The 25,259-nt window shown below is 63.0% G+C and carries 37 protein-coding genes and 1 tRNA gene; 28 read left to right on the plus strand and 10 right to left on the minus strand.

The genetic code is table 11. The features are described 5' to 3' along the window. Window positions 1-76: 76 nt before the first annotated feature. Window positions 77-826: a copper homeostasis protein CutC gene (locus JAO74_RS07720; protein ID WP_332908751.1), complete on the minus strand. Its 750-nt coding sequence runs from the start codon at window positions 824-826 to the stop codon at window positions 77-79. Between the two features lie 177 nt (window positions 827-1,003). Continuing rightward, window positions 1,004-1,080 (minus strand) — tRNA-Trp (locus JAO74_RS07725). 292 nt (window positions 1,081-1,372) lie between these two features. On the opposite strand from JAO74_RS07725, the gene rpsL reads away from it, so the two are divergent. The 28 genes from rpsL (at window position 1,373) to JAO74_RS07865 (ending at window position 18,645) form a co-directional block, all read left to right on the plus strand. After that, window positions 1,373-1,744, plus strand: coding sequence for a 30S ribosomal protein S12 (gene rpsL, locus JAO74_RS07730; RefSeq protein ID WP_010164594.1), 372 nt, complete (start codon window positions 1,373-1,375; stop codon window positions 1,742-1,744). A gap of 50 nt (window positions 1,745-1,794) precedes the next feature. Beyond that, entirely contained in the window at window positions 1,795-2,265 is a 471-nt protein-coding gene (gene rpsG, locus JAO74_RS07735) for a 30S ribosomal protein S7 (RefSeq protein WP_056530758.1), read from the plus strand. A gap of 82 nt (window positions 2,266-2,347) precedes the next feature. Next, a complete protein-coding gene (gene fusA, locus JAO74_RS07740) occupies window positions 2,348-4,444 on the plus strand; it encodes an elongation factor G (RefSeq protein ID WP_199036669.1) in 2,097 nt (698 codons plus the stop codon). A 99-nt stretch (window positions 4,445-4,543) separates the two neighbouring features. Beyond that, window positions 4,544-5,737: an elongation factor Tu gene (gene tuf / locus JAO74_RS07745; protein ID WP_199036793.1), complete on the plus strand. Its 1,194-nt coding sequence runs from the start codon at window positions 4,544-4,546 to the stop codon at window positions 5,735-5,737. A 159-nt stretch (window positions 5,738-5,896) separates the two neighbouring features. Continuing rightward, window positions 5,897-6,205, plus strand: coding sequence for a 30S ribosomal protein S10 (gene rpsJ, locus JAO74_RS07750; protein ID WP_007406109.1), 309 nt, complete (start codon window positions 5,897-5,899; stop codon window positions 6,203-6,205). 212 nt (window positions 6,206-6,417) lie between these two features. Then, window positions 6,418-7,152, plus strand: coding sequence for a 50S ribosomal protein L3 (gene rplC, locus JAO74_RS07755; RefSeq protein ID WP_199036671.1), 735 nt, complete (start codon window positions 6,418-6,420; stop codon window positions 7,150-7,152). Window positions 7,153-7,156: 4 nt separating this feature from the next. Continuing rightward, window positions 7,157-7,783: a 50S ribosomal protein L4 gene (gene rplD, locus JAO74_RS07760; RefSeq protein ID WP_199036672.1), complete on the plus strand. Its 627-nt coding sequence runs from the start codon at window positions 7,157-7,159 to the stop codon at window positions 7,781-7,783. Continuing rightward, window positions 7,776-8,090: a 50S ribosomal protein L23 gene (locus tag JAO74_RS07765; RefSeq protein ID WP_056530744.1), complete on the plus strand. Its 315-nt coding sequence runs from the start codon at window positions 7,776-7,778 to the stop codon at window positions 8,088-8,090. Before rplD ends, JAO74_RS07765 begins: the two co-directional genes overlap by 8 nt. 5 nt (window positions 8,091-8,095) lie before the next feature. Next, window positions 8,096-8,935: a 50S ribosomal protein L2 gene (rplB, locus tag JAO74_RS07770; protein ID WP_199036674.1), complete on the plus strand. Its 840-nt coding sequence runs from the start codon at window positions 8,096-8,098 to the stop codon at window positions 8,933-8,935. A gap of 3 nt (window positions 8,936-8,938) precedes the next feature. Beyond that, on the plus strand, window positions 8,939-9,214 hold the full coding sequence (rpsS, locus tag JAO74_RS07775) for a 30S ribosomal protein S19 (RefSeq protein ID WP_056530739.1): 276 nt from the start codon (window positions 8,939-8,941) through the stop codon (window positions 9,212-9,214). Beyond that, the gene (gene rplV / locus JAO74_RS07780) at window positions 9,214-9,591 is read left to right on the plus strand and encodes a 50S ribosomal protein L22 (RefSeq protein ID WP_056530736.1); all 378 of its coding nucleotides are present in this window, start codon (window positions 9,214-9,216) and stop codon (window positions 9,589-9,591) included. The genes rpsS and rplV overlap by 1 nt, the downstream gene beginning before the upstream one ends. Next, window positions 9,591-10,298 carry a 30S ribosomal protein S3 gene (rpsC, locus tag JAO74_RS07785; protein ID WP_056530733.1) on the plus strand — a complete coding sequence of 236 codons (708 nt, stop codon included), beginning with the start codon at window positions 9,591-9,593 and terminating at the stop codon, window positions 10,296-10,298. Before rplV ends, rpsC begins: the two co-directional genes overlap by 1 nt. 15 nt (window positions 10,299-10,313) lie before the next feature. Beyond that, window positions 10,314-10,748 carry a 50S ribosomal protein L16 gene (rplP, locus tag JAO74_RS07790; RefSeq protein WP_056530730.1) on the plus strand — a complete coding sequence of 145 codons (435 nt, stop codon included), beginning with the start codon at window positions 10,314-10,316 and terminating at the stop codon, window positions 10,746-10,748. Window position 10,749: 1 nt separating this feature from the next. Then, on the plus strand, window positions 10,750-10,950 hold the full coding sequence (gene rpmC, locus JAO74_RS07795) for a 50S ribosomal protein L29 (protein WP_056530727.1): 201 nt from the start codon (window positions 10,750-10,752) through the stop codon (window positions 10,948-10,950). Between the two features lie 10 nt (window positions 10,951-10,960). Next, window positions 10,961-11,233, plus strand: coding sequence for a 30S ribosomal protein S17 (rpsQ, locus tag JAO74_RS07800; RefSeq protein ID WP_056530723.1), 273 nt, complete (start codon window positions 10,961-10,963; stop codon window positions 11,231-11,233). 192 nt (window positions 11,234-11,425) lie between these two features. Beyond that, window positions 11,426-11,794 carry a 50S ribosomal protein L14 gene (rplN, locus tag JAO74_RS07805; RefSeq protein ID WP_056530720.1) on the plus strand — a complete coding sequence of 123 codons (369 nt, stop codon included), beginning with the start codon at window positions 11,426-11,428 and terminating at the stop codon, window positions 11,792-11,794. After that, window positions 11,794-12,111 (plus strand): 50S ribosomal protein L24, encoded by a 318-nt coding sequence (gene rplX / locus JAO74_RS07810; protein WP_199036676.1) that lies wholly within the window; start codon window positions 11,794-11,796, stop codon window positions 12,109-12,111. The genes rplN and rplX overlap by 1 nt, the downstream gene beginning before the upstream one ends. Next, window positions 12,104-12,688, plus strand: coding sequence for a 50S ribosomal protein L5 (rplE, locus tag JAO74_RS07815; RefSeq protein WP_056530713.1), 585 nt, complete (start codon window positions 12,104-12,106; stop codon window positions 12,686-12,688). The genes rplX and rplE overlap by 8 nt, the downstream gene beginning before the upstream one ends. A gap of 54 nt (window positions 12,689-12,742) precedes the next feature. Then, window positions 12,743-13,048, plus strand: a complete 306-nt coding sequence (gene rpsN, locus JAO74_RS07820; protein WP_056530710.1) for a 30S ribosomal protein S14 — start codon at window positions 12,743-12,745, stop codon at window positions 13,046-13,048. Window positions 13,049-13,057: 9 nt separating this feature from the next. Next, entirely contained in the window at window positions 13,058-13,453 is a 396-nt protein-coding gene (rpsH, locus tag JAO74_RS07825) for a 30S ribosomal protein S8 (RefSeq protein ID WP_056530707.1), read from the plus strand. Continuing rightward, on the plus strand, window positions 13,453-13,986 hold the full coding sequence (gene rplF / locus JAO74_RS07830) for a 50S ribosomal protein L6 (RefSeq protein WP_199036678.1): 534 nt from the start codon (window positions 13,453-13,455) through the stop codon (window positions 13,984-13,986). The genes rpsH and rplF overlap by 1 nt, the downstream gene beginning before the upstream one ends. After that, on the plus strand, window positions 13,986-14,336 hold the full coding sequence (gene rplR / locus JAO74_RS07835; RefSeq protein ID WP_056530700.1) for a 50S ribosomal protein L18: 351 nt from the start codon (window positions 13,986-13,988) through the stop codon (window positions 14,334-14,336). Before rplF ends, rplR begins: the two co-directional genes overlap by 1 nt. A gap of 2 nt (window positions 14,337-14,338) precedes the next feature. Beyond that, window positions 14,339-15,136: a 30S ribosomal protein S5 gene (rpsE, locus tag JAO74_RS07840; RefSeq protein ID WP_199036680.1), complete on the plus strand. Its 798-nt coding sequence runs from the start codon at window positions 14,339-14,341 to the stop codon at window positions 15,134-15,136. Window positions 15,137-15,142: 6 nt separating this feature from the next. Next, window positions 15,143-15,319: a 50S ribosomal protein L30 gene (rpmD, locus tag JAO74_RS07845; protein ID WP_199036682.1), complete on the plus strand. Its 177-nt coding sequence runs from the start codon at window positions 15,143-15,145 to the stop codon at window positions 15,317-15,319. 97 nt (window positions 15,320-15,416) lie between these two features. After that, window positions 15,417-15,959 carry a 50S ribosomal protein L15 gene (gene rplO / locus JAO74_RS07850; RefSeq protein WP_199036684.1) on the plus strand — a complete coding sequence of 181 codons (543 nt, stop codon included), beginning with the start codon at window positions 15,417-15,419 and terminating at the stop codon, window positions 15,957-15,959. A 134-nt stretch (window positions 15,960-16,093) separates the two neighbouring features. Further along, the gene (secY, locus tag JAO74_RS07855; RefSeq protein ID WP_199036686.1) at window positions 16,094-17,458 is read left to right on the plus strand and encodes a preprotein translocase subunit SecY; all 1,365 of its coding nucleotides are present in this window, start codon (window positions 16,094-16,096) and stop codon (window positions 17,456-17,458) included. Between the two features lie 26 nt (window positions 17,459-17,484). Next, window positions 17,485-18,129 carry an adenylate kinase gene (locus JAO74_RS07860; RefSeq protein WP_199036688.1) on the plus strand — a complete coding sequence of 215 codons (645 nt, stop codon included), beginning with the start codon at window positions 17,485-17,487 and terminating at the stop codon, window positions 18,127-18,129. A 42-nt stretch (window positions 18,130-18,171) separates the two neighbouring features. After that, window positions 18,172-18,645: a methylated-DNA--[protein]-cysteine S-methyltransferase gene (locus JAO74_RS07865; RefSeq protein WP_199036690.1), complete on the plus strand. Its 474-nt coding sequence runs from the start codon at window positions 18,172-18,174 to the stop codon at window positions 18,643-18,645. 20 nt (window positions 18,646-18,665) lie between these two features. Here the strand turns inward: JAO74_RS07865 and JAO74_RS07870 are convergent, their stop codons facing one another. From JAO74_RS07870 to JAO74_RS18715, 8 genes are all read right to left on the minus strand, one after another. Further along, a complete protein-coding gene (locus JAO74_RS07870; protein WP_199036692.1) occupies window positions 18,666-19,505 on the minus strand; it encodes a glycosyltransferase family 2 protein in 840 nt (279 codons plus the stop codon). Then, window positions 19,502-20,083 (minus strand): class I SAM-dependent methyltransferase, encoded by a 582-nt coding sequence (locus JAO74_RS07875; RefSeq protein ID WP_199036694.1) that lies wholly within the window; start codon window positions 20,081-20,083, stop codon window positions 19,502-19,504. The genes JAO74_RS07870 and JAO74_RS07875 overlap by 4 nt, the downstream gene beginning before the upstream one ends. Next, window positions 20,067-20,741, minus strand: coding sequence for a PIG-L deacetylase family protein (locus tag JAO74_RS07880; protein WP_332908752.1), 675 nt, complete (start codon window positions 20,739-20,741; stop codon window positions 20,067-20,069). Before JAO74_RS07880 ends, JAO74_RS07875 begins: the two co-directional genes overlap by 17 nt. Then, window positions 20,738-21,802: an acyl-CoA dehydrogenase family protein gene (locus JAO74_RS07885; protein WP_233150768.1), complete on the minus strand. Its 1,065-nt coding sequence runs from the start codon at window positions 21,800-21,802 to the stop codon at window positions 20,738-20,740. Before JAO74_RS07885 ends, JAO74_RS07880 begins: the two co-directional genes overlap by 4 nt. Next, window positions 21,799-22,761, minus strand: a complete 963-nt coding sequence (locus JAO74_RS07890) for a glycosyltransferase (RefSeq protein WP_199036697.1) — start codon at window positions 22,759-22,761, stop codon at window positions 21,799-21,801. The genes JAO74_RS07885 and JAO74_RS07890 overlap by 4 nt, the downstream gene beginning before the upstream one ends. 89 nt (window positions 22,762-22,850) lie before the next feature. Continuing rightward, window positions 22,851-23,771: a glycosyltransferase family 2 protein gene (locus JAO74_RS07895; protein WP_199036698.1), complete on the minus strand. Its 921-nt coding sequence runs from the start codon at window positions 23,769-23,771 to the stop codon at window positions 22,851-22,853. Next, entirely contained in the window at window positions 23,771-24,913 is a 1,143-nt protein-coding gene (locus JAO74_RS07900) for a glycosyltransferase family 4 protein (protein WP_233150769.1), read from the minus strand. The genes JAO74_RS07895 and JAO74_RS07900 overlap by 1 nt, the downstream gene beginning before the upstream one ends. 163 nt (window positions 24,914-25,076) lie before the next feature. Beyond that, window positions 25,077-25,259: hypothetical protein (locus JAO74_RS18715; RefSeq protein WP_233150770.1), on the minus strand; the 183-nt coding region annotated here is incomplete at its 5' end.

Genomic DNA, 25,259 nt, shown 5'->3' on the forward strand with positions numbered 1-25,259 from the left:
ATGACCATCGGACGATCCGGCAACCGCAAACCCCCGTCCGGCAATTGCTAAGTCATAGATTGGTATCATTCAAGCGCTATTCATGCGCCCTTAACATTGCCTTGAGGGTCGCTACGGCGCCGGCATCAGTCGCCATGTTCGGATCGGCGACGAAGCCGAAACGGCGTTCCGTCATCTCCCCGGCCCGTTCGGCGATGGGTCGGCGGCACGAAGCGTGAACCTCGTCGACACCCGTGGCGAGAATAGCGGGCAATGTTGTCGGATCGATACCGCTGCCGGGCAGGATGCCGATCCGGCCGGCGGCTCGCCGGTGCAGGTCGGCAAGCGTCGCGATGCCGTCGATCGCCTTCGGCGTGCCGCCCGATGTCAGGATGCGGTCGAATCCCAGTTCGATCGCCTCGTCGAGGGCTTTGGTCAGGTCGGGGCAGAGATCGAAGGCGCGGTGCAGCGTCAAAGATAGCGGCCTGCCCCGATCGACCGCCAGCGACCGGGCCAATGCTACCCATTCGGCTAGCAGCGATGTGTCGAGATGGCCGACCGGATCATTGGCGCCGATGACCGCACCCGCCAGACCGGCTTCGGCGGCTGTCCTGATGTCGTCAGCCACCAGCGTCTGTTCCGCCGTCGTGTAGATGAAGCCGCCCGCGCGCGGTCGACACAGGAGGTGGACGGGAAGGGGGACGTCGGCGACAGCGCGAATCAGCGAGCCGGCCGGGGTCAATCCGCCGACCGAGAGCGCGCTGCACAGTTCGATTCGGTCGGCGCCGCCGGCGATGGCCGCATCAATGCCGGCCAGATCCTCGACACATACTTCCAGACGGATCACATTGGTTTCCTCATGCCGGCGGTTCGCATGATCGAAGCGCCTGTACCGGTCGGTGCCGAAGTTTGGTCATGAAGATGTATCGATTGCGCAGGCTCTCAGGCAAGCGATCACTGGTACGGTGATAATCCAGAAGGGTGTTGCCCGAGGCAACTCTATCGACCGGGTATGCCGGGATAGTGGCAGGGGAGCTCGGACTCGAACCGAGGGCCTTCGGTTTTGGAGACCGACGCTCTAACCAACTGAGCTACACCCCTGTGCGGATCGGGCCATTACCGGCATCGATCGGATGGGGCAAGCCGTCTTCGTCATCCTGCCGCGCATCTTTCGCCAACTATCGGGGATAGAGAGCCGGCGGTCGGTTGACCTGTCCGGGCCTCGTGCGTATAGGCGGCGCCTGCATTCGGGGGCTCGTTCCCCAAAGGCATGCTTGAACATTGCTGGGATTTGAACGGGCCTCGGGCGGCGCAAGCGTCGCTGGCAGGCTCTTTTTGTATTCTAGGGCGTGATGGCTCCAGCAAAGTAACCATCTGAAAGGTGAAGGCTTCAATGCCCACGATCAACCAGCTGGTCCGCAAGGGCCGCGATCCGCAGAAGGCCAAGTCCAAGGTCCCTGCGATGGAAGCAAATCCGCAGAAGCGTGGCGTTTGCACCCGCGTGTACACGACGACCCCGAAGAAGCCGAACTCGGCTCTGCGCAAGGTGGCCAAGGTTCGCTTGACCAACCAGCGCGAAGTCATCAGCTACATTCCGGGTGAAGGCCATAACCTTCAGGAGCACTCCGTGGTCCTGATCCGTGGCGGTCGTGTTCGCGATCTTCCCGGTGTTCGTTACCACGTCCTGCGCGGCGTGCTCGATACACAGGGTGTGAAGGACCGGCGTCAGTCGCGTTCCAAGTACGGCGCAAAGCGTCCGAAGTAAGCCGACGAACTGGTTTCGTCACCAAAGGCTGAAGTTAGAAGGAATTTGAAATGGCACGTCGTCGTCGTCCCGAAAAGCGGGTCATCCTGCCTGATCCCAAGTTCGGGGATGAGGTTCTGTCGAAGTTCATGAATTCGGTCATGCTGGACGGCAAGAAGTCCGTCGCGGAACTGATCGTCTACGGTGCAATGGAAACCGTCGAGCAGCGTGCCAAGCGCGAGCCGATCGGCGTGTTCCACGACGCCCTGAACAACATCAAGCCGGGCATCGAGGTCCGTTCGCGCCGCGTTGGTGGTGCGACCTACCAGGTTCCCGTCGAGGTGCGTCCCGAGCGTGCGCAGGCACTGGCGATCCGCTGGCTGATCACCGCCGCCCGCAACCGCAGCGAGAACACCATGTCGGCGCGCCTGTCCGGCGAACTGCTCGACGCGTCGAACAACCGCGGCAACGCGGTGAAGAAGCGCGAAGACACGCATCGCATGGCCGAGGCGAACCGTGCATTCAGCCACTACCGCTGGTAGGGTTGGAAGCGCCTTTAATCTAACCTATATCGTGGGGAGCCGGCCATGTGCCTGCTCCCCACATCGCTAAGGAAATACGATCATGGCCCGCAGCCATCCGCTCGATCGCTATCGTAACATCGGCATCATGGCGCACATCGACGCCGGCAAGACGACGACGACCGAGCGAATCCTCTATTACACCGGCAAGTCCTACAAGATCGGCGAAGTGCATGAAGGCACCGCGACGATGGACTGGATGGAGCAGGAGCAGGAGCGCGGGATCACGATCACGTCGGCTGCGACCACGTGCAAGTGGCGCGCCGAAGAGGGCAAGGGCGAAGAGCACCTCATCAACATCATCGATACGCCTGGCCACGTCGACTTCACGATCGAAGTCGAGCGTTCGCTGCGCGTGCTGGATGGCGCGGTCGCCTGTTTCGACGGCGTTGCCGGCGTCGAGCCGCAGTCCGAGACCGTGTGGCGTCAGGCCGACAAGTACGGCGTGCCGCGCATGTGCTTCGTCAACAAGCTGGACCGTACCGGCGCGGATTTCTATTTCTGCGTCAATTCGATCATCGAGCGTCTCGGCGCCCGTCCGGCCGTCCTGTACCTGCCGATCGGCATGGAAGGTGGCTTCAAGGGCCTGGTCGATCTGGTCGAGAACCGTGCGATCATCTGGCTCGAAGAGAGTCTGGGTGCGAAGTTCGAATATCAGGACATCCCGGCCGACATGGCCGAGAAGGCCGCGAAGTATCGCAGCGACCTGATCGAGATGGCCGTCGAGCAGGACGACGACCTGATGGAGGCATATCTCGAGGGCAACGAGCCGAGCACGGCCGACCTGAAGAAGCTGATCCGCAAGGGTACGCTCAGCATGGCATTCGTGCCGGTGGTGTGCGGCTCGGCGTTCAAAAACAAGGGCGTGCAGCCCCTGCTCGACGCCGTCGTCGATTATCTGCCGTCGCCGCTGGACGTTCCCGCCATTCAGGGCCTGAAGCTCGACGGCGTGACGCCGGACGAGCGTCCGTCGTCGGACAGCGAGCCGTTCTCAGCGCTGGCGTTCAAGATCATGAACGATCCGTTTGTCGGCACGCTGACCTTCGCGCGCATCTATTCGGGCAAGCTCGAGGCGGCGTCGCAGGTCACGAATTCGGTCAAGGACAAGAAGGAAAAGGTCGGTCGCATGCTGTTGATGCATGCGAACAGCCGTGAGGACATCCAGGAAGCGTTCGCAGGCGACATCGTCGCGCTGGCGGGCCTGAAGGATACGACCACGGGCGACACGCTGTGCGCGATCGGCGATCCGATCATCCTGGAGCGGATGGAGTTCCCCGAGCCCGTCATCGAGCTGTCGGTGGAGCCGAAGACCAAGGCCGACCAGGAGAAGATGGGCGTCGCGCTCAATCGTCTTGCACGCGAAGACCCCTCGTTCCGCGTGTCGTCGGACCCCGAATCGGGTCAGACCATCATCAAGGGCATGGGCGAGCTTCATCTCGAGATTCTGGTCGATCGCATGAAGCGTGAGTTCAAGGTCGAGGCGAACGTCGGCGCACCTCAGGTCGCCTATCGCGAGTATCTCGGCAAGAAGGTCGATATCGACTACACGCATAAGAAGCAGTCGGGTGGTTCGGGTCAGTTCGGTCGCGTCAAGCTGACCGTCATTCCCGGTGAGCGTGGCTCGGGCTTCCAGTTCTTCGACGAGGTCAAGGGCGGCAATATTCCCAAGGAATATATCCCCTCGGTCGAGAAGGGCATGCGCGAAACCGCCGAGTCGGGCTCGCTGATCGGCTTCCCGATCATCGATTTCGAGGTCCATCTGTATGACGGCGCGTACCACGACGTCGACTCGTCGGCGCTGGCGTTCGAAATCTGTGCCCGTGGCGCGATGCGCGAAGCGGCGCAGAAGGCGGGCATCAAGCTGCTCGAGCCGATCATGAAGGTCGAGGTCGTTACCCCGGAAGATTATCTGGGTGACGTCATCGGTGACATGAACAGCCGTCGTGGTCAGATTCAGGGCACCGACAGCCGCGGCAACGCGCAGACGGTCGAGGCAATGGTGCCGCTGGCCAACATGTTCGGGTACGTGAACCAGCTTCGTTCGTTCACACAGGGGCGGGCGCAGTATTCGATGCAGTTCTCGCACTACGACGAGGTTCCCACGAACGTCGCCGACGAAATCAAGGCGAAGATGGCCTGACGCGCTTCGGCGCAGGGCTGGCGTAACCACCAATCAGTCGTTATGGGGCCGCGTTCGCGTGGCCTCGGCGGCACCGAATCCGAATCAGAAGGTAGGAAAATGGCAAAGGCAAAATTCGAGCGGAACAAGCCGCATCTCAACATCGGCACCATCGGTCACGTCGACCATGGCAAGACGTCGCTCACTGCCGCGATCACCAAGGTGCTGGCCGAGACGACCGGCGGTACCGCCGTCGATTTCGCCAACATCGACAAGGCACCGGAAGAGCGTGAGCGCGGCATCACGATCTCGACCGCGCACGTCGAGTACGAGACGACTGCCCGTCACTATGCGCACGTCGATTGCCCGGGCCACGCCGATTATGTGAAGAACATGATCACCGGCGCAGCGCAGATGGACGGCGCGATCCTGGTCGTGTCGGCCACCGACGGCCCGATGCCGCAGACCCGCGAGCACATCCTGCTCGCCCGTCAGGTCGGCGTGCCGGCGATGGTCGTGTTCATGAACAAGGTCGATCTGGTCGACGACGAGGAAATCCTCGAGCTGGTCGAGTTGGAAATCCGCGAGCTGCTCAGCTCGTACGAGTTCCCGGGCGACGATATCCCCATCATCAAGGGTTCGGCGACCTGCGCACTGTCTGGCTCGAACGACAAGTTCGGCAAGGAAGCCGTGCTCGAGCTGATGAAGGCCGTCGACGACTACATCCCGCAGCCCGAGCGTCCGCTCGACAAGCCGTTCATGATGCCGATCGAGGACGTGTTCTCGATCTCGGGTCGTGGCACGGTGGTCACGGGCCGCGTCGAGACGGGCATCGTCAAGGTCGGTGAGGAAGTCGAAATCGTCGGCATTCACCCGACCGTCCGCAAGACCACGGTCACGGGCGTCGAGATGTTCCGCAAGCTGCTCGATCAGGGTCAGGCTGGCGATAACGTCGGCGCGCTGATCCGCGGCGTCGCTCGCGACGAAGTCGAGCGTGGCCAGGTTCTCTGCAAGCCCGGCTCGATCAAGCCGCACACCGATTTCGCGTCGGAAGTCTACGTGCTGTCGAAGGAAGAGGGTGGCCGTCACACGCCGTTCTTCGCCAACTACCGTCCGCAGTTCTACTTCCGCACGACGGACGTGACTGGCACCGTCGAGTTGCCTGAGGGCACCGAGATGGTCATGCCCGGCGACAACGTCGCGCTTGGCATCAAGCTGATCGCGCCGATCGCCATGGACATCGGCCAGCGCTTCACGATCCGCGAAGGCGGTCGTACCGTCGGCGCAGGGGTTGTCAGCGGCATCACCAAGTAATATAGGCGCAAGCCTTCGGAGTGGCCGGCCCCGGCAACGGGGTCGGCCATTTCGTTTTAATGGAAGTCATGTCCGTCGCTTCGACGGTCTGGTTACCATCCGAATTTCTTAATCACCAAGAGCCGCTTGGCGGCCCGCTCTTTCGCATCGGTAGGGATCATGGACAGCAACATCCGCATTCGTCTGAAGGCGTTCGACCATCGCGTGCTCGATCAGGCGACGGGCGACATCGCCGACACCGCACGCCGCACCGGCGCGCTCATCCGCGGTCCGATTCCGCTTCCGACGCGTATCGAGAAGTTCACGGTCAACCGTGGCCCGCACATCGACAAGAAGTCGCGCGAGCAGTTCGAGGTCCGCACCTACAAGCGTATGCTCGACATCGTGCAGCCGACCCCGCAGACGGTCGATGCGCTGATGAAGCTCGACCTCGCCGCAGGCGTTGACGTCGAGATCAAGCTCGCCTAAGGGGCTTGCACGCCGCGGTCGACTCTGGTCCCGCAGCGTTACGGCATCTTGAGATACCGCCGGCGGCTTCGGTCGCCGGGCCAGCGTCTCCCGTCACGTTCGTTGCCTTACCGCAGTGGACACCCAGCCCGGGACGGGGGCTCGCTTCGCAATTCCGGGCTGACACGCATCGGCGGAATGGTCCGACGGTGCCTCTGTGAGGAGTATGGATCATGCGTACCGGCGTGATCGCGAAGAAGATGGGGATGACCCGCCTGTTCCAGGACGATGGTCGGCATGTGCCGGTTACCGTTCTGCAGCTCGAAGGCTTGCAGGTCGTTTCCCGCCGCGAACAGAATATCGACGGCTACACCGCCGTTCAGCTTGGTGCTGGCGTCGCGAAGGCAAAGAACGTCGCCAAGCCGCAGCGCGGCCACTTCGGCAAGGCCGAGGTTGAGCCCAAGGCGGTTCTCGCTGAATTCCGCGTGACCGAGGATAACCTCCTCGACGTCGGCGCGGAGCTTTCGGCGGACCACTTCGTCGCAGGGCAGTATGTCGATATCCAGGGTCGTACCCAGGGTAAGGGCTTTGCCGGCGGCATGAAGCGCTGGAACTTCGGCGGTCTGCGCGCCACCCACGGCGTGTCCGTTTCGCACCGGTCGCTCGGTTCGACCGGTCAGCGCCAGGATCCGGGCAAGGTCTTCAAGAACAAGAAGATGGCCGGTCACATGGGTGACAAGTATCGCACCCAGCAGAATCTTGAGATCGTATCGACCGACGCAGAGCGTGGCCTGATCTTCGTGAAGGGCTCCGTGCCCGGATCGAAGGGTGGCTGGCTGTTCGTCAAGGACGCGGTGAAGACCGCGCGCCATGCCGATGCGCCGACGCCCGCCGGCCTGAAGGTCGCCACCACCAACACCGCTTCTGCCGAGCCTGCTCCGGAAGCCGCTTCGAGCCAGGAGGACTGAGCACGTGAAGGTCACAGTCAAGTCCTTCGCCGGTAACGACGCAGCGGACATCGAGCTCAACGACGAGGTCTTCGGCCTTGATCCGCGCGCCGACATCCTGCACCGCGTCATCACCTGGCAGCTGGAAAAGCGTCGCGAGACGGCACGTGGTACGCGCGAGCGCGCCGATGTCGCCCGCACGGGCAAGAAGTTTGGTCGTCAGAAGGGCGGCGGTACGGCTCGTCACGGCGATCGTCGCGCGCCCGTCTTCATCGGTGGTGGTAAGGCTCACGGCGCCCGCGTCCGTGACTTCAACCCGTCGTTGAACAAGAAGATTCGCGCGCTCGGTCTGAAGATGGCCCTGTCGAGCCACGCCAAGGGTGGCTCGCTGGTGGTCATGGACAACCTGGCGGTCGAGGGTGGCAAGACGAAGACGCTGAAGGGCGATCTCGCCAAGCTCGGCTTCGGCAAGCGTGCGCTCGTCATCGACGGCGATCTGGTCGACACCTCGTTCGCATTTGCCGCCGGCAACCTGCACGAGATCGACATTCTCCCCGCCGTCGGTGCCAATGTGTACGACATCATCAAGGCAGACACGCTGGTGCTCACGCGCTCGGCTGTCGAGAAGCTGGAGGCGCGCTTCAATGGCTAAGCCGCAGAAGGCGGGGATCGACATCCGTCATTACGACGTGATCGTTGCGCCGCACATCACCGAGAAGGCGACCCTGCTGTCCGAGCAGAACGCCGTCGTGTTCAAGGTGGCGAACGACGCCACCAAGCCCGAGATCAAGGCCGCCGTCGAGGCGCTGTTCAACGTCAAGGTCCTTGGCGTGAACACGATCGTCCAGAAGGGCAAGACCAAGAAGTGGAAGGGCACGCCCTACACGAAGTCCGACATGAAGAAGGCGATCGTCACGCTCGCTGACGGTCAGTCGATCGACGTGACGACGGGGGTCTAAGGATCATGGCACTCAAGCAATATAACCCGACGACGCCCGCGCAGCGCGGCCTCGTTCTGGTCGACAAGTCGCAGCTCTGGAAGGGCAAGCCGGTCAAGGCGCTTACCGAAGGTAAGTCCAAGACAGGTGGCCGCAACAACAAGGGCCATGTGACCAGCCGCGGCATCGCGGGTGGTCATAAGCAGAAGTACCGCTTCATCGACTTCAAGCGTCGCAAGTGGGACTCCGAGGGCACTGTCGAGCGGCTGGAATATGATCCCAACCGTACCGCGTTCATCGCGTTGGTCAGCTATGCCGATGGTGAGCAGAACTACATCATCGCGCCGCAGCGTCTTGCGGCCGGTGACAAGGTGCTCGCGGCGAAGAAGACCGACGTGAAGCCGGGCAACGCCATGGAGTTGGGCCAAGTCCCCGTCGGCACCATCGTCCACAATGTGGAGATGAAGCCGATGAAGGGTGGCCAGATCGCCCGTTCGGCCGGCACGTATGTGCAGGTCGTCGGTCGTGACCGCGGCATGGTGATCGTTCGTCTGAATTCGGGCGAGCAGCGCTACATCCATGGCGAGTGCATGGCGACGGTCGGTGCGGTGTCGAACCCGGACAACCAGAACCAGAACCTCGGCAAGGCCGGGCGTTCGCGCTGGATGGGCAAGCGTCCGCTGACCCGCGGCGTTGCCAAGAACCCGGTCGACCATCCGCATGGCGGTGGTGAAGGCCGGACCTCGGGTGGCCGTCATCCGGTTACGCCATGGGGCAAGCCGACGAAGGGTGCGCGCACCCGTCACAACAAGTCGACCGACAAGATGATCATCCGGTCGCGTCATTCGACGAAGAGGAAGGGCTAACACATGGCTCGTTCAGTCTGGAAGGGCCCGTTCGTCGAACTGAGCCTTCTGAAGAAGGCCGAAGCGGCACAGGATGCTGGTGGCCGTGCGCCGATCAAGACCTGGTCGCGTCGCTCCACCATCCTGCCGTCGTTCGTTGGGCTCACGTTCAACGTCTATAACGGCCGCAAGTTCGTTCCCGTCTCCGTCAACGAAGACATGGTCGGCATGAAGCTGGGTGAATTCGCGCCGACGCGCTACTTCCCCGGCCACGCCGCGGACAAGAAGGGCAAGCGCTGATGTCCAAGCAAGCAGCTCCCCGTAAGGTTGGCGACAAGGAAGCATTGTCGGTCGGTACGCAGATTCGCGGATCGGCCCAGAAGCTCAACCTCGTCGCCGGTCTCATCCGCGGCAAGAAGGCGTCGGATGCGATGAACATCCTCGCCTTTTCGTCCAAGGGCATGGCGATCGACGCGCGCAAGGTGCTGGCCTCGGCCATCGCCAATGCGGAGAACAACCACAACCTCGACGTCGACGCGCTCGTCGTCGCCGAGGCCTCGGTTGGCAAGTCGATCACGATGAAGCGTTTCGCGACCCGCGGTCGTGGCAAGTCGACGCGCATCCTGAAGCCGTTCAGCCGTCTGCGCATCGTCGTGCGCGAGCAGGAAGAAGCATAATGGGTCACAAGAGCAACCCGATCGGGATGCGGTTGCAGATCAACCGCACCTGGGACAGCCGCTGGTTCGCCGAGGGCGCCGACTATGGTCGTCTGCTCCTCGAGGATCTGAAGATCCGCACCTACATCATGAAGACGCTGCCGCAGGCTGCGATCTCCAAGGTGGTCATCGAGCGTCCGGCCAAGCTGGCCCGTATCTCGATCTTCGCCGCACGCCCCGGCGTGATCATCGGCAAGAAAGGTGGCGACATCGAGAAGCTGCGCAAGACGATCGGGGCGATGACCTCGTCCGACGTCTCGCTCAACATCGTCGAAATCCGCAAGCCGGAAGTCGATGCTCGTCTCGTCGCACAGGGTATCGCCGACCAGCTGGAGCGCCGTATCGCGTTCCGCCGGGCGATGAAGCGCGCCGTGCAGTCGGCGATGCGCCTGGGTGCCGACGGCATTCGCGTGTATTGCGGCGGCCGTCTCGGTGGTGCGGAAATCGCACGATCCGAGAGCTATCGCGAAGGTCGCGTGCCGCTGCATACGCTGCGCGCCAACATCGACTATGCCGAGGCGACGGCACACACCTCCTACGGTGTCTGCGGTGTTAAGGTCTGGGTCTTCAAGGGCGAGATTCTCGGCCATGATCCGATGGCGACCGACCGGCTGATGATGGAGGCTCAGACCTCCGGCGTGCGCCCTGCGCGCGACGATCGCCGCTAAGGGGCAGGAACAGACATGCTGCAACCGAAAAAGACCAAGTTCCGCAAGGCGTTCAAGGGCAAGATCTCTGGCGATGCCAAGAGCGGCTTCGCGCTGAACTTCGGGTCGTATGGCCTGAAGGCCATGGAGCCGGAGCGGATCACCGCACGCCAGATCGAGGCGGCCCGCCGCGCGATCACGCGTCACATCAAGCGCCAGGGGCGTTTGTGGATCCGCATCTTCCCGGACGTTCCCGTCTCGGGCAAGCCTGCCGAAGTCCGCATGGGCTCGGGCAAGGGTTCGCCGGAATTCTGGGCCGCACGCGTCAAGCCGGGCCGGATCCTGTTCGAGCTCGACGGCGTCGAAGGCAAGATCGCCGCTGAGGCGTTCGAGCGGGCGGCGATGAAGCTGCCGATCAAGGTAAAGGTCGTTGCCCGCCTCGGCGACACCTCGCATCTCGGAGGCGAGTAACATGGCCAAGACTGATTTCACCGGCAAGAGCGACGACCAGCTGGGCGAGAGCCTGGGCGAGTTGAAGCGCGAGCAGTTCAATCTCCGCTTCCAGGCGGCGACGAACCAGCTGGAAAAGCCGAGCCGCGTCCGCGAGGTCCGTCGTGACATCGCCCGCATCAAGACCATGCAGGCGCAGCGCTCCGCTGCCCCCGCGAAGTAAGGAAGAGCACATGCCAAAGCGCGTGCTGACCGGGCTGATCGTCTCCGACAAGGGCGACAAGACGGTGGTTGTGAATGTCGAGCGCAAGGTCAAGCACCCGCTCTACGGCAAGATCATCCGTCGTTCGAAGAAGTATCACGCCCATGACGAGGCGAACGAGTTCAAGGCCGGCGAGACGGTACGGATCGAAGAGACCGCGCCGATCTCCAAGCTGAAGACCTGGAAAGTCGTCGATCGGGTTAACACCCATGCGACGCCCGAGCGGGTCGACGTCGACGCGTAACTGACTGTCACCCCGGCCCTAGGTCCGGGTGGCACGGTTGTGGACGACAGAGGCGTTGCGTTTCTGTCGAGGAGTGGCTAAAGGGCCGCTCCCCCTGGTGCGGCCCCTCTTCGGATGGCGCCGTGCCGGGGGTCGTTATTTTAGGCGGGGTTGGGTCGGTATCCACCCCAAGAGCGAGAAGGAAGCGGATCGATGATCCAGATGCAGTCCAATCTCGACGTCGCTGACAACAGCGGCGCGAAGCGGGTGCAGTGCATCAAGGTGCTTGGGGGTTCCAAGCGCCGTGTGGCGGGTGTCGGCGATATCATCGTCGTGTCCATCAAGGAAGCACAGCCCCGCGGCAAGGTGAAGAAGGGTGACGTGCATCGCGCGGTCATCGTTCGCACCGCCAAGGACATTCACCGGGCGGACGGTTCGACCATCCGTTTCGATGGCAACGCCGCCGTGCTGGTCAACAAGAACGAGGAGCCGATCGGCACCCGTATCTTTGGCCCGGTCGTGCGTGAACTTCGTGGCAAGAAGCACATGAAGATCATCAGCCTTGCGCCGGAGGTGCTGTAATGGCGACCGCTCGCATCAAGAAGGGTGACCAGGTCATCGTCTTGTCCGGCAAGGACAAGGGCAAGACCGGCACCGTGACCCAGTCGATGCCGAAGGACGGCAAGGTGATCGTGGGCGGCGTGAACGTCGCGACCCGCCACCGCAAGCCGACCCAGGCCGAGCCGCAGGGTGGCCTCGTCAAGATCGAGGCGCCGATGCATGTATCGAAGGTCGCTCACGTGACCGCCGACGGCAAGCCTACCCGCGTTCGTTTCGAGACGCAGGATGGCCAGAAGGTCCGTGTGGCCGTGAAGACCGGGGAGAAGATCGATGGCTGATGCCTACAAGCCCCGCATGAAGGGCATGTACGACGAGACGATCGCCAAGGCGATGGTCGAGAAGTTCGGTTACAAGAACGTCAACGAAGTGCCACGGCTCGACAAGATCGTGCTGAACATGGGCGTTGGCGAAGCGACGCAGGACAAGAAGCGCGTCGATCAGGCCGCTTCCGAAATGGAGCTGATCGCCGGTCAGAAGCCGGTCATCACCAAGGCGAAGAAGTCGATCGCGCAGTTTAAGCTGCGTGAAGGCATGCCGATCGGCGTGAAGGTTACCCTTCGCCGCGAGCGCATGTATGAGTTCCTCGACCGCTTCATCACGATCGCGCTGCCGCGCGTTCGCGATTTTCGTGGCCTGAACCCGAAGTCCTTCGATGGTCGTGGCAACTACGCCTGCGGCATCAAGGAGCAGATCGTGTTCCCCGAAATCAACTATGACCGCATCGACAAGGTGCGCGGCATGGATGTGATCGTCACCACCACGGCGAAGACCGATGATGAAGCGCGTGAGCTGCTTCGTCTGTTCGGCTTCCCGTTCCCGATCGAAGAAGCTGCCGAGGAAAAGAAGGCAGCCTGATCTACCCCCTCTCCCTTCGCCGGGAGAGGGCTTACCAAGGAAGAGCTTAAGTCCATGGCGAAACTGAGTTCGATCAACAAGAACGAGCGTCGCAAGAAGCTGGTGAAGCAGTACGCTCCCAAGCTAGCGAAGCTGAAGGCGATGGCCAACGACCAGTCGCTCGACGAGACCGAGCGTCTCATCGCGCGCCTGAAGATGGCAGAGTTGCCGCGTAACTCGAATCCCACTCGTGTCCGTAACCGGTGCGAGACGACGGGTCGTCCGCGCGCCTATTACCGCAAGTTCCGGCTTTGCCGCATTCAGCTGCGCGATCTCGCCAACAAGGGCCTGATCCCCGGCGTCACGAAGTCGAGCTGGTAAGGAATTATCATGGCAGTGACCGATCCCCTGGGTGACCTGCTCACCCGCATCCGCAATGGCCAGCGCGCGAAGAAGGACTCCGTCCTTTCGCCTGCCAGCAAGCTGCGTATCCGCGTGCTCGACGTGCTTCAGCGCGAAGGCTATATCCGCGGCTACAGCGACGAGCAGATGGGCCCCGCTGCCGGCGTGCGCATCGAGCTCAAGTATTTCGAGGGCCAGCCTGCGATCAAGCATGTCGCGCGCGTCTCGAAGCCCGGTCGTCGGGTATATTCGGGCTCGCAGGAGCTTCCGCGTATCATGAACGGCCTTGGCATCACCATCGTTTCGACGCCAAACGGCGTTCTGTCCGACGCGGAAGCGCGCGAACAGAATGTCGGTGGCGAAGTGCTCGCGGAGGTCTTCTGATGAGCCGCATCGGTAAGAAGCCGGTATCCGTACCGGCCGGCGTGACCGCCACGATCGAGGGCAAGCAGTTGAACGTGAAGGGTCCCAAGGGCACCCTGAACCTCGCACTGCGCGACGAGATCAAGTACACGCTCGAAGATGGCGGCATTTCGGTGCAGCCGGCCAACGAGACCAAGCAGGCGCGCGCCTTTTGGGGCATGCAGCGCACGCTGGTGCAGAACCTGGTGACAGGTGTGACGGACGGCTTCACCAAGAAGCTGCTCATCACCGGTGTCGGCTACCGCGCCGCAGCGCAGGGCCGCAACCTGAAGCTGCAGCTCGGCTACAGCCACGATGTCGATGTCGCCGTGCCGGAGGGTCTTGAGGTCAAGACGCCGGACAACACGACGATCGAGATTTCGGGCGCCGACAAGCAGAAGGTCGGCCAGCTGGCCGCCGAGATCCGTCGCTGGCGCAAGCCCGAGCCGTACAAGGGCAAGGGCATCAAGTACGATGGCGAGTTCATCTTCCGCAAGGAAGGGAAGAAGAAGTAATGTCGAAGGGTATGACTCTTTTCGAGAAGCGCCGTCGGCGTAACCGCACCGCGCTTCGTGCGCGCTCGGGCACGCGTCCGCGTCTTTCCGTGCATCGTTCCGGCAAGCACATCTATGCCCAGGTGATCGACGATCGCCAAGGTCTGACGGTGGCGTCGGCATCGACGCTTACCGCACGTGACCAGTCGGGCGCCAATGTCGCCGCGGCGACCGAAGTCGGCAAGCGCGTCGCCGAGGCCGCTCTGGCCGCCGGTGTCACGCAGGTCGTGTTCGATCGTGGTGGCTTCCTGTTCCACGGCCGCGTCAAGGCGCTGGCCGAAGCCGCGCGCGAAGCCGGATTGGAGTTCTAAGAATGGCTGACACGAACGATATCCAGGTTCAGCCTGGCGCGCCGGCCGATGGCGCACCCGAGGCAGCACCGCAGGCTCAGCAGAGCACGGGCTATCAGGGCCAGGGCGGCGGTCGTGGTCGTCCGGGTGGCGGCAGCGGTGGTCGTGGCGGCCCCGGCGGCAACCGTGGCGGTGGTCCCGGCGGCAACCGTGGCGGTCGTGACGGCGGTCGTGGCGGTCGGGACAACCGCGGTCGCGGCGGTCCCGGCACCGATGACGGTGGCGAAGAGCTGATCGAGAAGCTGGTCCACATCAACCGCGTGTCCAAGACGGTGAAGGGCGGCAAGCGCTTCGGCTTCGCTGCGCTGGTCGTCGTGGGTGACGGCAAGGGTCGGGTCGGCTTCGGTCACGGCAAGGCTCGCGAAGTGCCGGAAGCTATCTCGAAGGCGACTGCGGCGGCCAAAAAGGCCATGGTCCGCGTGCCGCTGAAGGATGGCCGTACGCTGCATCATGACGCCAATGGCCACTTCGGCGCCGGTCGCGTGACGCTGCGTTCCGCACCGCAGGGTACCGGCATCATCGCCGGCGGTCCGATGCGCGCCATCTTCGAATCGCTCGGCGTTGCCGACGTGGTGACGAAGTCGGTGGGCACGTCCAACCCGTACAACATGATCCGTGCGACGTTCGAGGCACTGGGCGACCAGACGTCGCCGAAGGCCGTTGCGCAGCGTCGTGGCAAGAAGATCGCCGACCTGCTCGGCCGCGGCGCGGGCGCTTCGGCGCAGACCGCCGAGGTCGATGCCGCGGCGTTGGTGGAGTAATCCAAGATGGCGACGATCAAGATCAAGCAGACCGGTTCGCCGATCCGCCGTACCTCCGATCAGCGCGCGACGCTGATCGGCCTTGGCCTCAATAAAATGCACCGCGTGTCGGAACTTCAGGATAGCCCGGAAGTCCGCGGCATGATCCGCAAGGTCCAGCACATGGTTGAGGTTCAGGGCTAAAAGCTCTTAATTTGACCGGGTGACAAAGACGGGAGAGGGGGCTAAACGGCCCCCTTTCTTTCAATCAGCGCGTAACAAGCGAAAGCGAGTGCATATCATGAAGCTCAACGAACTCCGCGACAATCAGGGCGCGCGCAAGTCGAAGATCCGCGTCGGACGCGGCATCGGTTCCGGCAAGGGCAAGACCGGCGGCCGTGGCCAGAAGGGCCAGAAGAGCCGCGAGGGCGTGTCCATCGCCGGTTTCGAGGGCGGCCAGATGCCGCTCCACATGCGTCTGCCGAAGCGTGGCTTCAACAACATCTTCGCCAAGGATTATGCCGAGGTGAATCTGGGCGCGATCCAGCAGGCGGTCGACGCCGGCAAGATCGAGGCGAACGCTACGCTCGACCACGACGCGCTGAAGGCTGCTGGTCTGGCGCGCGGGGGCAAGGACGGCGTTCGTCTGCTCGGTAAGGGCGAACTGACCACAGTCCTGTCGTTCACCGTTGCCGGTGCATCGAAGGGCGCGATCGAGGCGGTCGAAAAGCTGGGTGGCAAGGTCGATGTGATCCACGTCGTGCCGGCTGCCGAAAAGGCCGCCGCCAAGAAGGGCGTGAAGTACAAGGAGCGCGCGGCGCACAAGGCGTCGTTCAAGGCCTGATCCCGTGGTTGCCGCGTCGACCGAGGGGTTGGCGCGGCGCTATGGTATTAGACAAGCCGACACGCGTGACTATATGAGCGGCGGGGCGGGTCACAACGCATCCCGCCGCTTTTGTTTCCAGGACAGATAGACGCATGGCATCCGCAGCCGACCAGATGGCGCAAAGCATCAACCTGGCGAAATTCGCCAAGGCGACAGACCTCAAGAAGCGGCTGTGGTTCACGATCGGTGCGCTGATCGTTTTCCGCCTGCTCAGCTTCGTGCCGCTGCCGGGGATCGACCCGACCGCGCTCGGTTTGCTCAGCCAGCGAACGACGGGCGGCGTGCTCGATTTCTTCAACACCTTCTCGGGTGGTGCGCTGAGCCGGATGTCGCTGATCGCGCTCGGCGTGATGCCATACATCACCGCGTCGATCGTGGTGCAGCTCGCGACCTCGCTGTCGCCGCAGCTCGCTGCGATCAAGAAGGAAGGTGAAAGCGGCCGCAAGAAACTGAACCAGTATACGCGTTACGGCACGGTGCTGTTGACGGCGATCCAGGGCTATTTCATCGCGGTCGGTCTTGAAGCGCTGGGTGCGTCGAACGGTATGCAGGCAGTGATCGAACCGGGCATGCTGTTCCGCATCAATGCGGTGGTGTCGCTGATCGGCGGGACGATGTTCCTGATGTGGCTGGGCGAGCAGATCACCAGTCGCGGCATCGGTAATGGCGTATCACTCATCATCATGGCCGGCATCGTCGCGCATCTGCCGACGACTCTGGTCAACCTGCTTGAGGGTGGCCGTTCGGGCAGCCTAGATCCGATCAAGCTGATCGGCATCGTCATCGCGGTGGTCGGTCTGGTGCTGTTCATCTGCTTCATGGAGCGCGCCCAGCGCCGCATTCTGATCCAGTATCCCAAGCGCCAGACGCAGCGCGGGATGCAGGCGGATCGCAGTCATTTGCCGCTGAAGATCAACACCGCCGGCGTCATCCCGCCGATCTTTGCGTCGTCGCTGCTGCTGATGCCGCTGACCATCTCGCAGTTCGCAGGCCAGCGGGTCGCGGGCGAGAGCAAGTGGGGCGACTTTATCATCGCGCTGAACCAGTATCTTCAGCACGGCAGCCCGGTGTACATGGCGCTATATGCGGCCGGGATCATCTTCTTCTCGTTCTTCTATACCGCGGTGGTGTTTAATCCCGAGGAGACGGCGGATAACCTGAAGCGTTATGGCGGCTTCGTTCCAGGTATCCGGCCGGGCAAGAACACCGAGAATTATTTCGATTATGTACTGACGCGGATCACCGTGATCGGAGCGGCGTATCTGACGGTCATCTGCCTGTTGCCGGAATATCTGGTGTCGGCGCTGTCGATCCCGTTCTATCTCGGGGGCACCAGCCTGTTGATCGTCGTCAACGTGACGATGGATACGGTGACGCAGATCCAGTCGCATCTATTGGCTCATCAATATGGCGACCTGATCAAGAAGGCGAAGCTCAAGGGCGGCCGCCTGCGCTGATCGCGGCGGAACCGGGGAGAAGATCAGTGAATATCATCCTGTTGGGTCCGCCGGGCGCGGGCAAGGGAACGCAGGCGGCGCGTCTGGTCGAGGAGCGCGGCATGGCGCAGTTGTCGACCGGCGATATGCTGCGCGCCGCGGTGAAGGCCGGAACGCCGGTCGGGATTCAGGCCAAGGCAGTCATGGACGCCGGCGAACTGGTGTCCGATGCGATTGTGTCGGCGCTGATCGGCGAGCGGCTGGATCAGGGCGTTTCCGATGGTGCCATCTTCGACGGCTATCCACGCACGGGCGCGCAAGCCGACGCGCTCGATCTGTTGTTGTCCGAGCGGGGGAAGAAGCTCGATTATGTGATCGAACTGGACGTGGACGAGGCGGCGCTGATCGAGCGGATCGTCGGCCGGTACACCTGCGGCAAGTGCGGTACTGGTTATCACGACCGGTTCAAGCTGCCCAGGCAGGAGGGTGTCTGCGATGTCTGCGGCTCGACCGAATTCAAGCGCCGCCCCGACGACAATGCCGAGACGGTTTCGACCCGGATGGCTGAATATCGTGCCAAGACCGCGCCAATTCTGCCGATTTACGAGGCACGAGGTCTGGTGAGGCGGGTGGACGGCATGGCGGACATGGATGTCGTCGGTGCGCAGATCGCGGATATTCTGGATGCCTGACCGGCACGGTTGACGACCATGGTCCCCACGCGGTTTCGGACGATGTCGTCGCCGGTCGGCGAATTGACGCTGGTATCGCGAGCGGGACAACTGGTGGCCGTCCTGTGGCCGGATGACGATCCCCGGCGGGTAGTGTTGCCGCCGATGACCGAGGATCTGGCGGACCCGGTGTTGATCGAAGCATCGCGCCAGCTTGCCGAGTATTTCGACGGGCATCGGCGGAGTTTCGCGTTGCCGCTGGCGTTTGCCGGCACCGCGTTTCAACGATCGGTGTGGGTGGTGCTGCTGACGATCCACTATGGGGAAACGCGGAGCTATGCAGCGATCGCGGCGATGATCGGACGGCCGTCCGCGTGTCGGGCGGTGGGAGCGGCGAATGGCCGTAATCCCTTATCGATCGTGGCGCCTTGCCACCGCGTGATCGGAACGTCCGGCAGGTTGACGGGTTTCGCCGGCGGGTTGGCGGCGAAGCGGCGTTTGCTGGAGCTTGAGGCGCCGGCAGATAGGCTGCTGTAAATCGAGCAGGGCGTCCGCGCTCATGATACGCTGACTGGCACCCGGTCGTCGTCATCTGGCGATCGTAGCCGGACAAGTTCATGGGGCAGGCGATGGATCAGCCCCATGCTTTCAAAGCTCTGCAACCAGCCCTCCATCGGCCACCATCCCCACCGACGATGGAACAGCGCGGCGTTGCGGAGGATATCGTCGAAATGCTGCACCGGCGGATCGTAGGTCGGGTGATATTGATGACACGCGATTGCGCCACCGACGAACAGGAGCGGAACGCCGGCGCGGTCGGCGCGATAGCCGAAATCGGTATCTTCCGCGCCGTAGCCCGTGAATGCCTCGTCGAACCCGCCCAGTTCCTCGAAGCGTTGTCGGCGGATCGCGAATGCCAGCGACCAGAACAGGCCGGGGTTCGGTTCCTGTCGGATGCTGGTGGGCGGAAACGAGCGGACGGGGTGTGGTACGCCGCGTTCGATCAGGTCTGCCTCATGCCAGTTCGGGCTGGCGTCGTCGGGACCGAGATAGCGGATATCGGCGCAAAGCAGCGCGTCGTGTTGTTCGATCGCGGCGGACATCGTTCCCACGCAACCGGCGAGCGGGATACAGTCTACATCCAGAAATAGTAGATGCGGCGCTGTGGCGGCACGGGCGGCGCGGTTGCGCGCCGCGGCCAAGGGTAGATCGTCGGTGGCCCAGCGGATCGTCTTGATGGGAAAGGAGGCTTTGGATGGCGGTGCGATCGGTTGGTCGCTCATATCGACGACGATCAGTTCGGCAGGCGCGATCTTGCTACGGCGCAGTCCTTCGATCAGCTGGATCAAATGATCTTCACGATTCTTGACCAGCGTCAGGACCGATAGGGGCCTCATCGCATGATCCATTGGTCGAGCCGATAGCTCGACGTTCGGTCTGCCCGAACAACGGTGATGGCGTCGCCCAGATGGAGACGGAGCTTGGTGACGGCGTCGTCACCGGATTGCGGATAATCGGTTTCACCCGTCCAGTGGACGAGTATCAGGCGGCAACCGGGATCGGCGATCGTCACGATCGCTCTCGCCGCTGCCGCGATATCGGCGTCGCTCCAGTAATAGACGACTTCGGACAGCGTGATGAGGTCGAAGCGATCCGCCGGCACGTCGGCGGGGAAGGCGGCTTGCTCGATCCGCACCATCGGCAATGACGCGCAACGCCGCCGCGCCAGATCGACGGCATGCGTGCTGATATCGATGGCGAGCAACGTACCGCATAATTCGGCCAGACGGACCGTAAGTACGCCATGCGCGCAACCGATCTCTAGCCCGCGATCGTAGCGGGAGTCGGCGATCGCGGCGATGGTCGCATCGAATTTGGCCGCTTCATACGGGCTGCTGGCGAGCGACCAAGGGTCGTCGTCGCTCGCGAAGATGCCATCGAAATAGCTGGCGTCCAGACTATGGTCTGCGGGCATGGGCATCCATCAGATAGAGCAGGTCCGTCGTTTTCATGCGCTGCTTGCTGCGGGGCAGGCGAAATCCCTGCCCGAACAACTGCGACCGATGCATGCGAAGCGCGGCGGTCCGATGACCTGATGTGATCGGGCCGGTTTGCAATATCCGTCTCGTTCGCGGCTCGGTCCCCCAGACGGTATAGGCGAACAGGGACACCGGCCGACGGGCGGTGCGCACGACATGCGCGGCCAATCGGTAACAGGCGCTGTGGTCGCAATGCGGCTCCCCCAGCGCGGTGGTGGCGATCGCGTCGATGCGGAGGCGACGGATCATCGCCGCGAGGGTGGCGGCCGAGCGCAGGAATGCCGCGCTCCCGTCAGCTGAAGGATGGGCATCCGGCCAATCGAGAAATCGAAGCGTTGGCGATTTGCCATCGGCGAGAATGCGAACGGCGCGACTGGCCTCCTGCCGTCGCTGCCGGATCAATCGCGTACGGTCGGCCGGGGTGGGGCAGGGCTGCGATCCCGATCCATCGGTCAGGATGGCCACCGCACCCAGTCGGTTACCCGCCGCCGTATCGGCGATCAGCGCACCGGTGCCCAGCGTCTCGTCATCGGCATGCGGCGCCAGGATCAGCCAGCGAGCCGAGCGCCATGGGCTTTGGGACAGCGGGATCACCACCACGCGTCTCCCTCGCCCCAGACATCGTCGGCCAACCAGGCAATGGCGGCCTGATCGCGCGCATGATCCGGTCCACCCTGACGAAGGTAGAGGCTGAGATCGCGGATGATCTTGTCGGCGCGAACGCCATCGAAGGCGCTGCGCGTTCCAAGTAACCGGGAAGCGGCCTCGATCACATCCAGCCCGGCCCGCTCGACGATGCCGCGCGTCATCTGCACGAATGCGGGGGCATCGACATCCTCGCGCATCGCCCGGATCGCGGCTTCGCGGACCCACAGGCCTGCGGTGCGGGCGGCGACGACGGCGTCGGCGAACCGGGCGCGTTGGATGGGGTCGGCGCGTGCGTTCTCGGACATGCCCTTGCGCGTCTCGATGACGAGCGCCTCGATGCCCCCGAGCTGGACGGCGAGAAAACGCCAAGCACCGGCGGTGAAGCGCGGATCGCGATCGTAATCGCCCGCCGCGCCGATCGTCTCCACCGGGCCGGCCGGCAAATCGGACAGATCGTATCGGCCGCTGCAACTGGCGCGCATGCCGCGCACCCGCCACGCGGATAGATCGGTTCTGGCTGGATCGTTGGCTGGCGCGATCACGATTCGACGCGGCCCGGTATCGGGTTGTGCCGTGACGATAGCGAAATTGATCCCGCCGGCACCGCTGGCGAAGTGTTTCGCCCCCTGCAGACGCGACTCCCCCGCGTCGGTGGCGATGCGGACCCCCGGAGGCGGCTCGGTGGCCCATACGCCGAACCACGCACCGCGATCCAATTGCTTGGTCAGCCATGCGTGCTGCTCCGCCGTTGCGTACCAGCCGAACAGGGCGAGTGCGTTGACATGTCCTTCGAACAGTCGGCCGACGCTTAGATCACCTCTACCGACCAATCGAAGCGCGGCGAGTAGGGCGTCCGTATGACCCGCGCCGTCCGCAGAGCCAGGGGCGAAACGTCGGTGAAGGCCGCGCTCGATCAGTGCGGTCAGGCTATTGACCGGAAAGCCGGGGGTCGCGTCGTATCCGGCGCCCAGCGTTGCGAGCGTCGTCACCAAATCATGGTCGGTCATGCCGATCTTTGCCCGTCGGAGTTGTGGCCATCGGCCAGTTGCAGCAGTCGATCCGCGAGATGACGGGGGCCATGCGGATCGTGAAGGCGCGTCCGTGCCGCCGGATCGAGCGCTTCGGCTTGCCCGATCAATTGGGCCCAGGCGTCAGGTTCGGGTATCGACGGGCAGACAACCGCGGCAGCGGATGCCGCAAGACCACGGGCTTTCGACCGTTGTTCGTCGAAAGGGCGATCTTCGGGAATGCAGACGAACGGCTTTCCGCTTTGCAGCACAGCGCTGACGATGCCGTCCCCCGCCGCGCCGACGATCACACCTGCAGCGGCGATGGCGGCGCTCGGGTCATCGATCCATCCTGAGAAGGAAAGGTTCGACGGAATGTCTTTTGTGATCGTGCAAGGGCCGATAACGCGCCATTCGCGATCAGGCACCGCTCGGGCCGCTGCGATCCATTGCTCACCATTGCTGGTCCCACCGCCCCGCCCGATGACGACCAGAACCTGCCGGTCGTTTGTCCCGGTAACGACCGGGGGCGGGGTCAGGCCGGGCGCATAGACAGTTTTGGCACGAACATCTGCCGTAACGCCGCGATCATCGAGTTCGTGATGGAACGGCGCCAGGATCGCGTCGGCCGCAGCGAACATCTGGCGATGCGGAGCGTCGTCGCGCAGGCCGTTCAGGCGCACCGGTACGGTCGGAACGGAGGCCAGCCGGGACAGCATGGCAATCTCGGCGGATACGTCCACGATCATCAGGGCAGGGCAGGCGTCGGCGATCCAGCCGGCGACCGTCGCGATCCGTCGCCGGATGCCGTCATGGTCGGTCGGCGCATAATGAAGTGCTTCCGGACGAGACGTGGAGCAGTCTCGACCATCGAATGCGTCATCGGGCATCCGGTCGTCGGGCAGATCGATCGTTGGCACGTCCCCCGTTCGGCCCGAGAGGCCGGTGCCGAGCAGCACGAGGCGTCCATGAAGATGGGGCGCGATCGTCAGGGCGCGCTGGCGATGTCCATCACCATGATGATGGACATAATAGCCGATCGGACGGCTCATGGCGCGATATCCAGCGGAAAATCGCAAAGCATTGGCGGCAGCAGTCGCTCCTCCCGGATGACCGCCGCGGCGCCGTCCGGTGAAGCACGGATCGCGCGTCGCCAGGCGGCCCGTTGCCGCCATTGATCGAAGGACGGCAGCAGGGGTGGGAGCCCGACGAGCGCCAACGCTTCCAGTCGCTTCATTTCCGTGGCCATGCCGCCCGTCGCCCGGCCTTGGCGGCGTGACGATGTGCGCGTCCAGACCGATATTGGATGAGCCAGACGACCGCCAGCGGCAATGCCGTTCTCGACCAGGGCGCGATCTTCCCCCAGCGGGATCGGGGGTACGCCCCCGGCCTTGCGATATAGATCGGTAGTGATCGCCAGACTGGCGCCGGTATGATCGCCGTGTCGGGGCGGGGAGTCCCAGAGGCAGGGGTCTATCCGGTCCTCGATTTCCCGAACATCGTGCCAGTAACCGTCGATCGCATGCCGTATTCTGGCGAGATCGGCCGGGATCGGCTCGGCATCATCCAAAACGATGCGGCCACCGACCATATCCACGCCAGCGGCCATGGCGGTGAGATTGGCGGTGATCCAGCCGGCGGGAGGACGACAATCGGCATCGGTCGATATCAGGATGCCATGATCCGGGTCGATATAGGCCAGCCCTCGATCCATCGCGATCCGGCGCGCCGCGCCGGCATGAGCTCGATCGGGTGGCAATCGATGTTCCTCGATCAGAATGCCCAAACGGCCGTCATATCGTTGGCGGGCGGCATGGACGAGCTCGACGCTGTCGTCATCGATGTTGTTCAGACAAATGGCGACCGGAATAAGACCGACGACATCTTGCGTCGCCAATGCGGACAATAGCGTCGGCAGTCTCTTCGCCTCGTTGCGCGCGGGAACGCAGACACAGAACGGCGGCATCATTACGCCGCACCGGCCATCGTCGCCTGGGCAATCGGAGGTAGGAAGGCCGCAGTCACTGGTTCCACCATCTCGGCGTAAAGAGCTTCATAGGCATCGATCATCGCGTCAGCATCGCAGATCGCTTCCGCCCGACGCCGACAGGACAGGCGATCAAGCTTCATAGCCCGCCGGGCGGCATCGGCCAGCGCCGCGACATCGTCAGGTGCCGCGAGTGCGCCGCAACTGGCGTCGACCAACGCCGGAATGGCACCACGGGCGAATGCCGCGACCGGCGTGCCGCAGGCCAGAGCTTCGGCAACGACGAGGCCATAGGGCTCTTCCCAGCGAGGCGTGCACAAAAACGCTCGGGCACCACCGATCAAGCGACCCAACGCCCGATGCTCCAGATGACCCATATAAATCGCATCGGCGCCAAGGCGTGGTTCGATCTCTTCGGCAAAATACGCTGAATCGGATATGGGGCCTGCAATTTTCAAAGGCCAGCCAACCATGCGAGCGGCGTCGATCGCCAGATGAAGGCCTTTTTCCGGTACGATACGACCATACCAAATGAGATAATCGTCCGAATCAGCCGTTGAATTGAAGGGGAAGCTGTCCAGATCGATGCCGTTCGCCACGGTTCGATCGATCGTGGTGATATGAGACCATAGCTGGCGGATCGTGTCCGACACGGCGACGAAGCGCATGTTCGGCGCCCGACATAGCCTGACCCCGCTCTCCAACCAGCAAAAGGGTGGCGTGTGCAGGGTCGTTACCATCGGCGTGTTCAATGTGCTTGCCATCGATACCGGCAGATAGTGCAACGAGTTGTTATGGATGACATCGAAAGATCGCGTGCGCAACGACGTCATCAAGTCGAGATAGGCGTGATGTTCACGAAAGAACGGCACATCGGCTGCCTCAGCCGTGCCGGTATCGAGCAACGATGTCTCGTCGCAGATCGCTTCCAGCCCCAGCATTTCATCGGAACGGGTCGAAGCGAATACGGTGACGTGATGGCCGCGCTTGCGAAGCGAGGAGGCAAGAAGATGCGTGTGCATCTCCAATCCACCAGGGAATGGCTCCCGGATGGCGTACTTCAGATGCGCGATGATACCGATGCGGATGATCTGTGCTCCGTCGCCTGTTCTACCCACGGACATACCGTAGGTCGTTTCAACGTCGTCACGATACAGTCGATCCGAAACAAGTAGTTAATCCAGATTGGTTTCTGGATGGACAGGAGCAGCGAACGATCTGATTGGTCGCCACCACCGAGTGTTACCGACGCACAAGGAGCATCGGTGACGGCATCTTCGAGCCAAGCTATCTCGGAATAGCTAAAGCTCCATCAGGTAGGGTTGCCGCGTCTTGCGAGGATCCGGCAACCATCAAAATTATCGATTTTTTGGAACCGATGTGAAAATCCATGTTGACGCCCTCCATCTCCATCCGTAGAGGGGTGTCACCGCAGCGGCGCCGCTTACGAGCAGGTGTTGGGGTGGTCAG

Origin of the sequence: Sphingomonas mollis (assembly GCF_016427505.1) — a bacterium.
Lineage (GTDB): Bacteria > Pseudomonadota > Alphaproteobacteria > Sphingomonadales > Sphingomonadaceae > Sphingomonas > Sphingomonas mollis.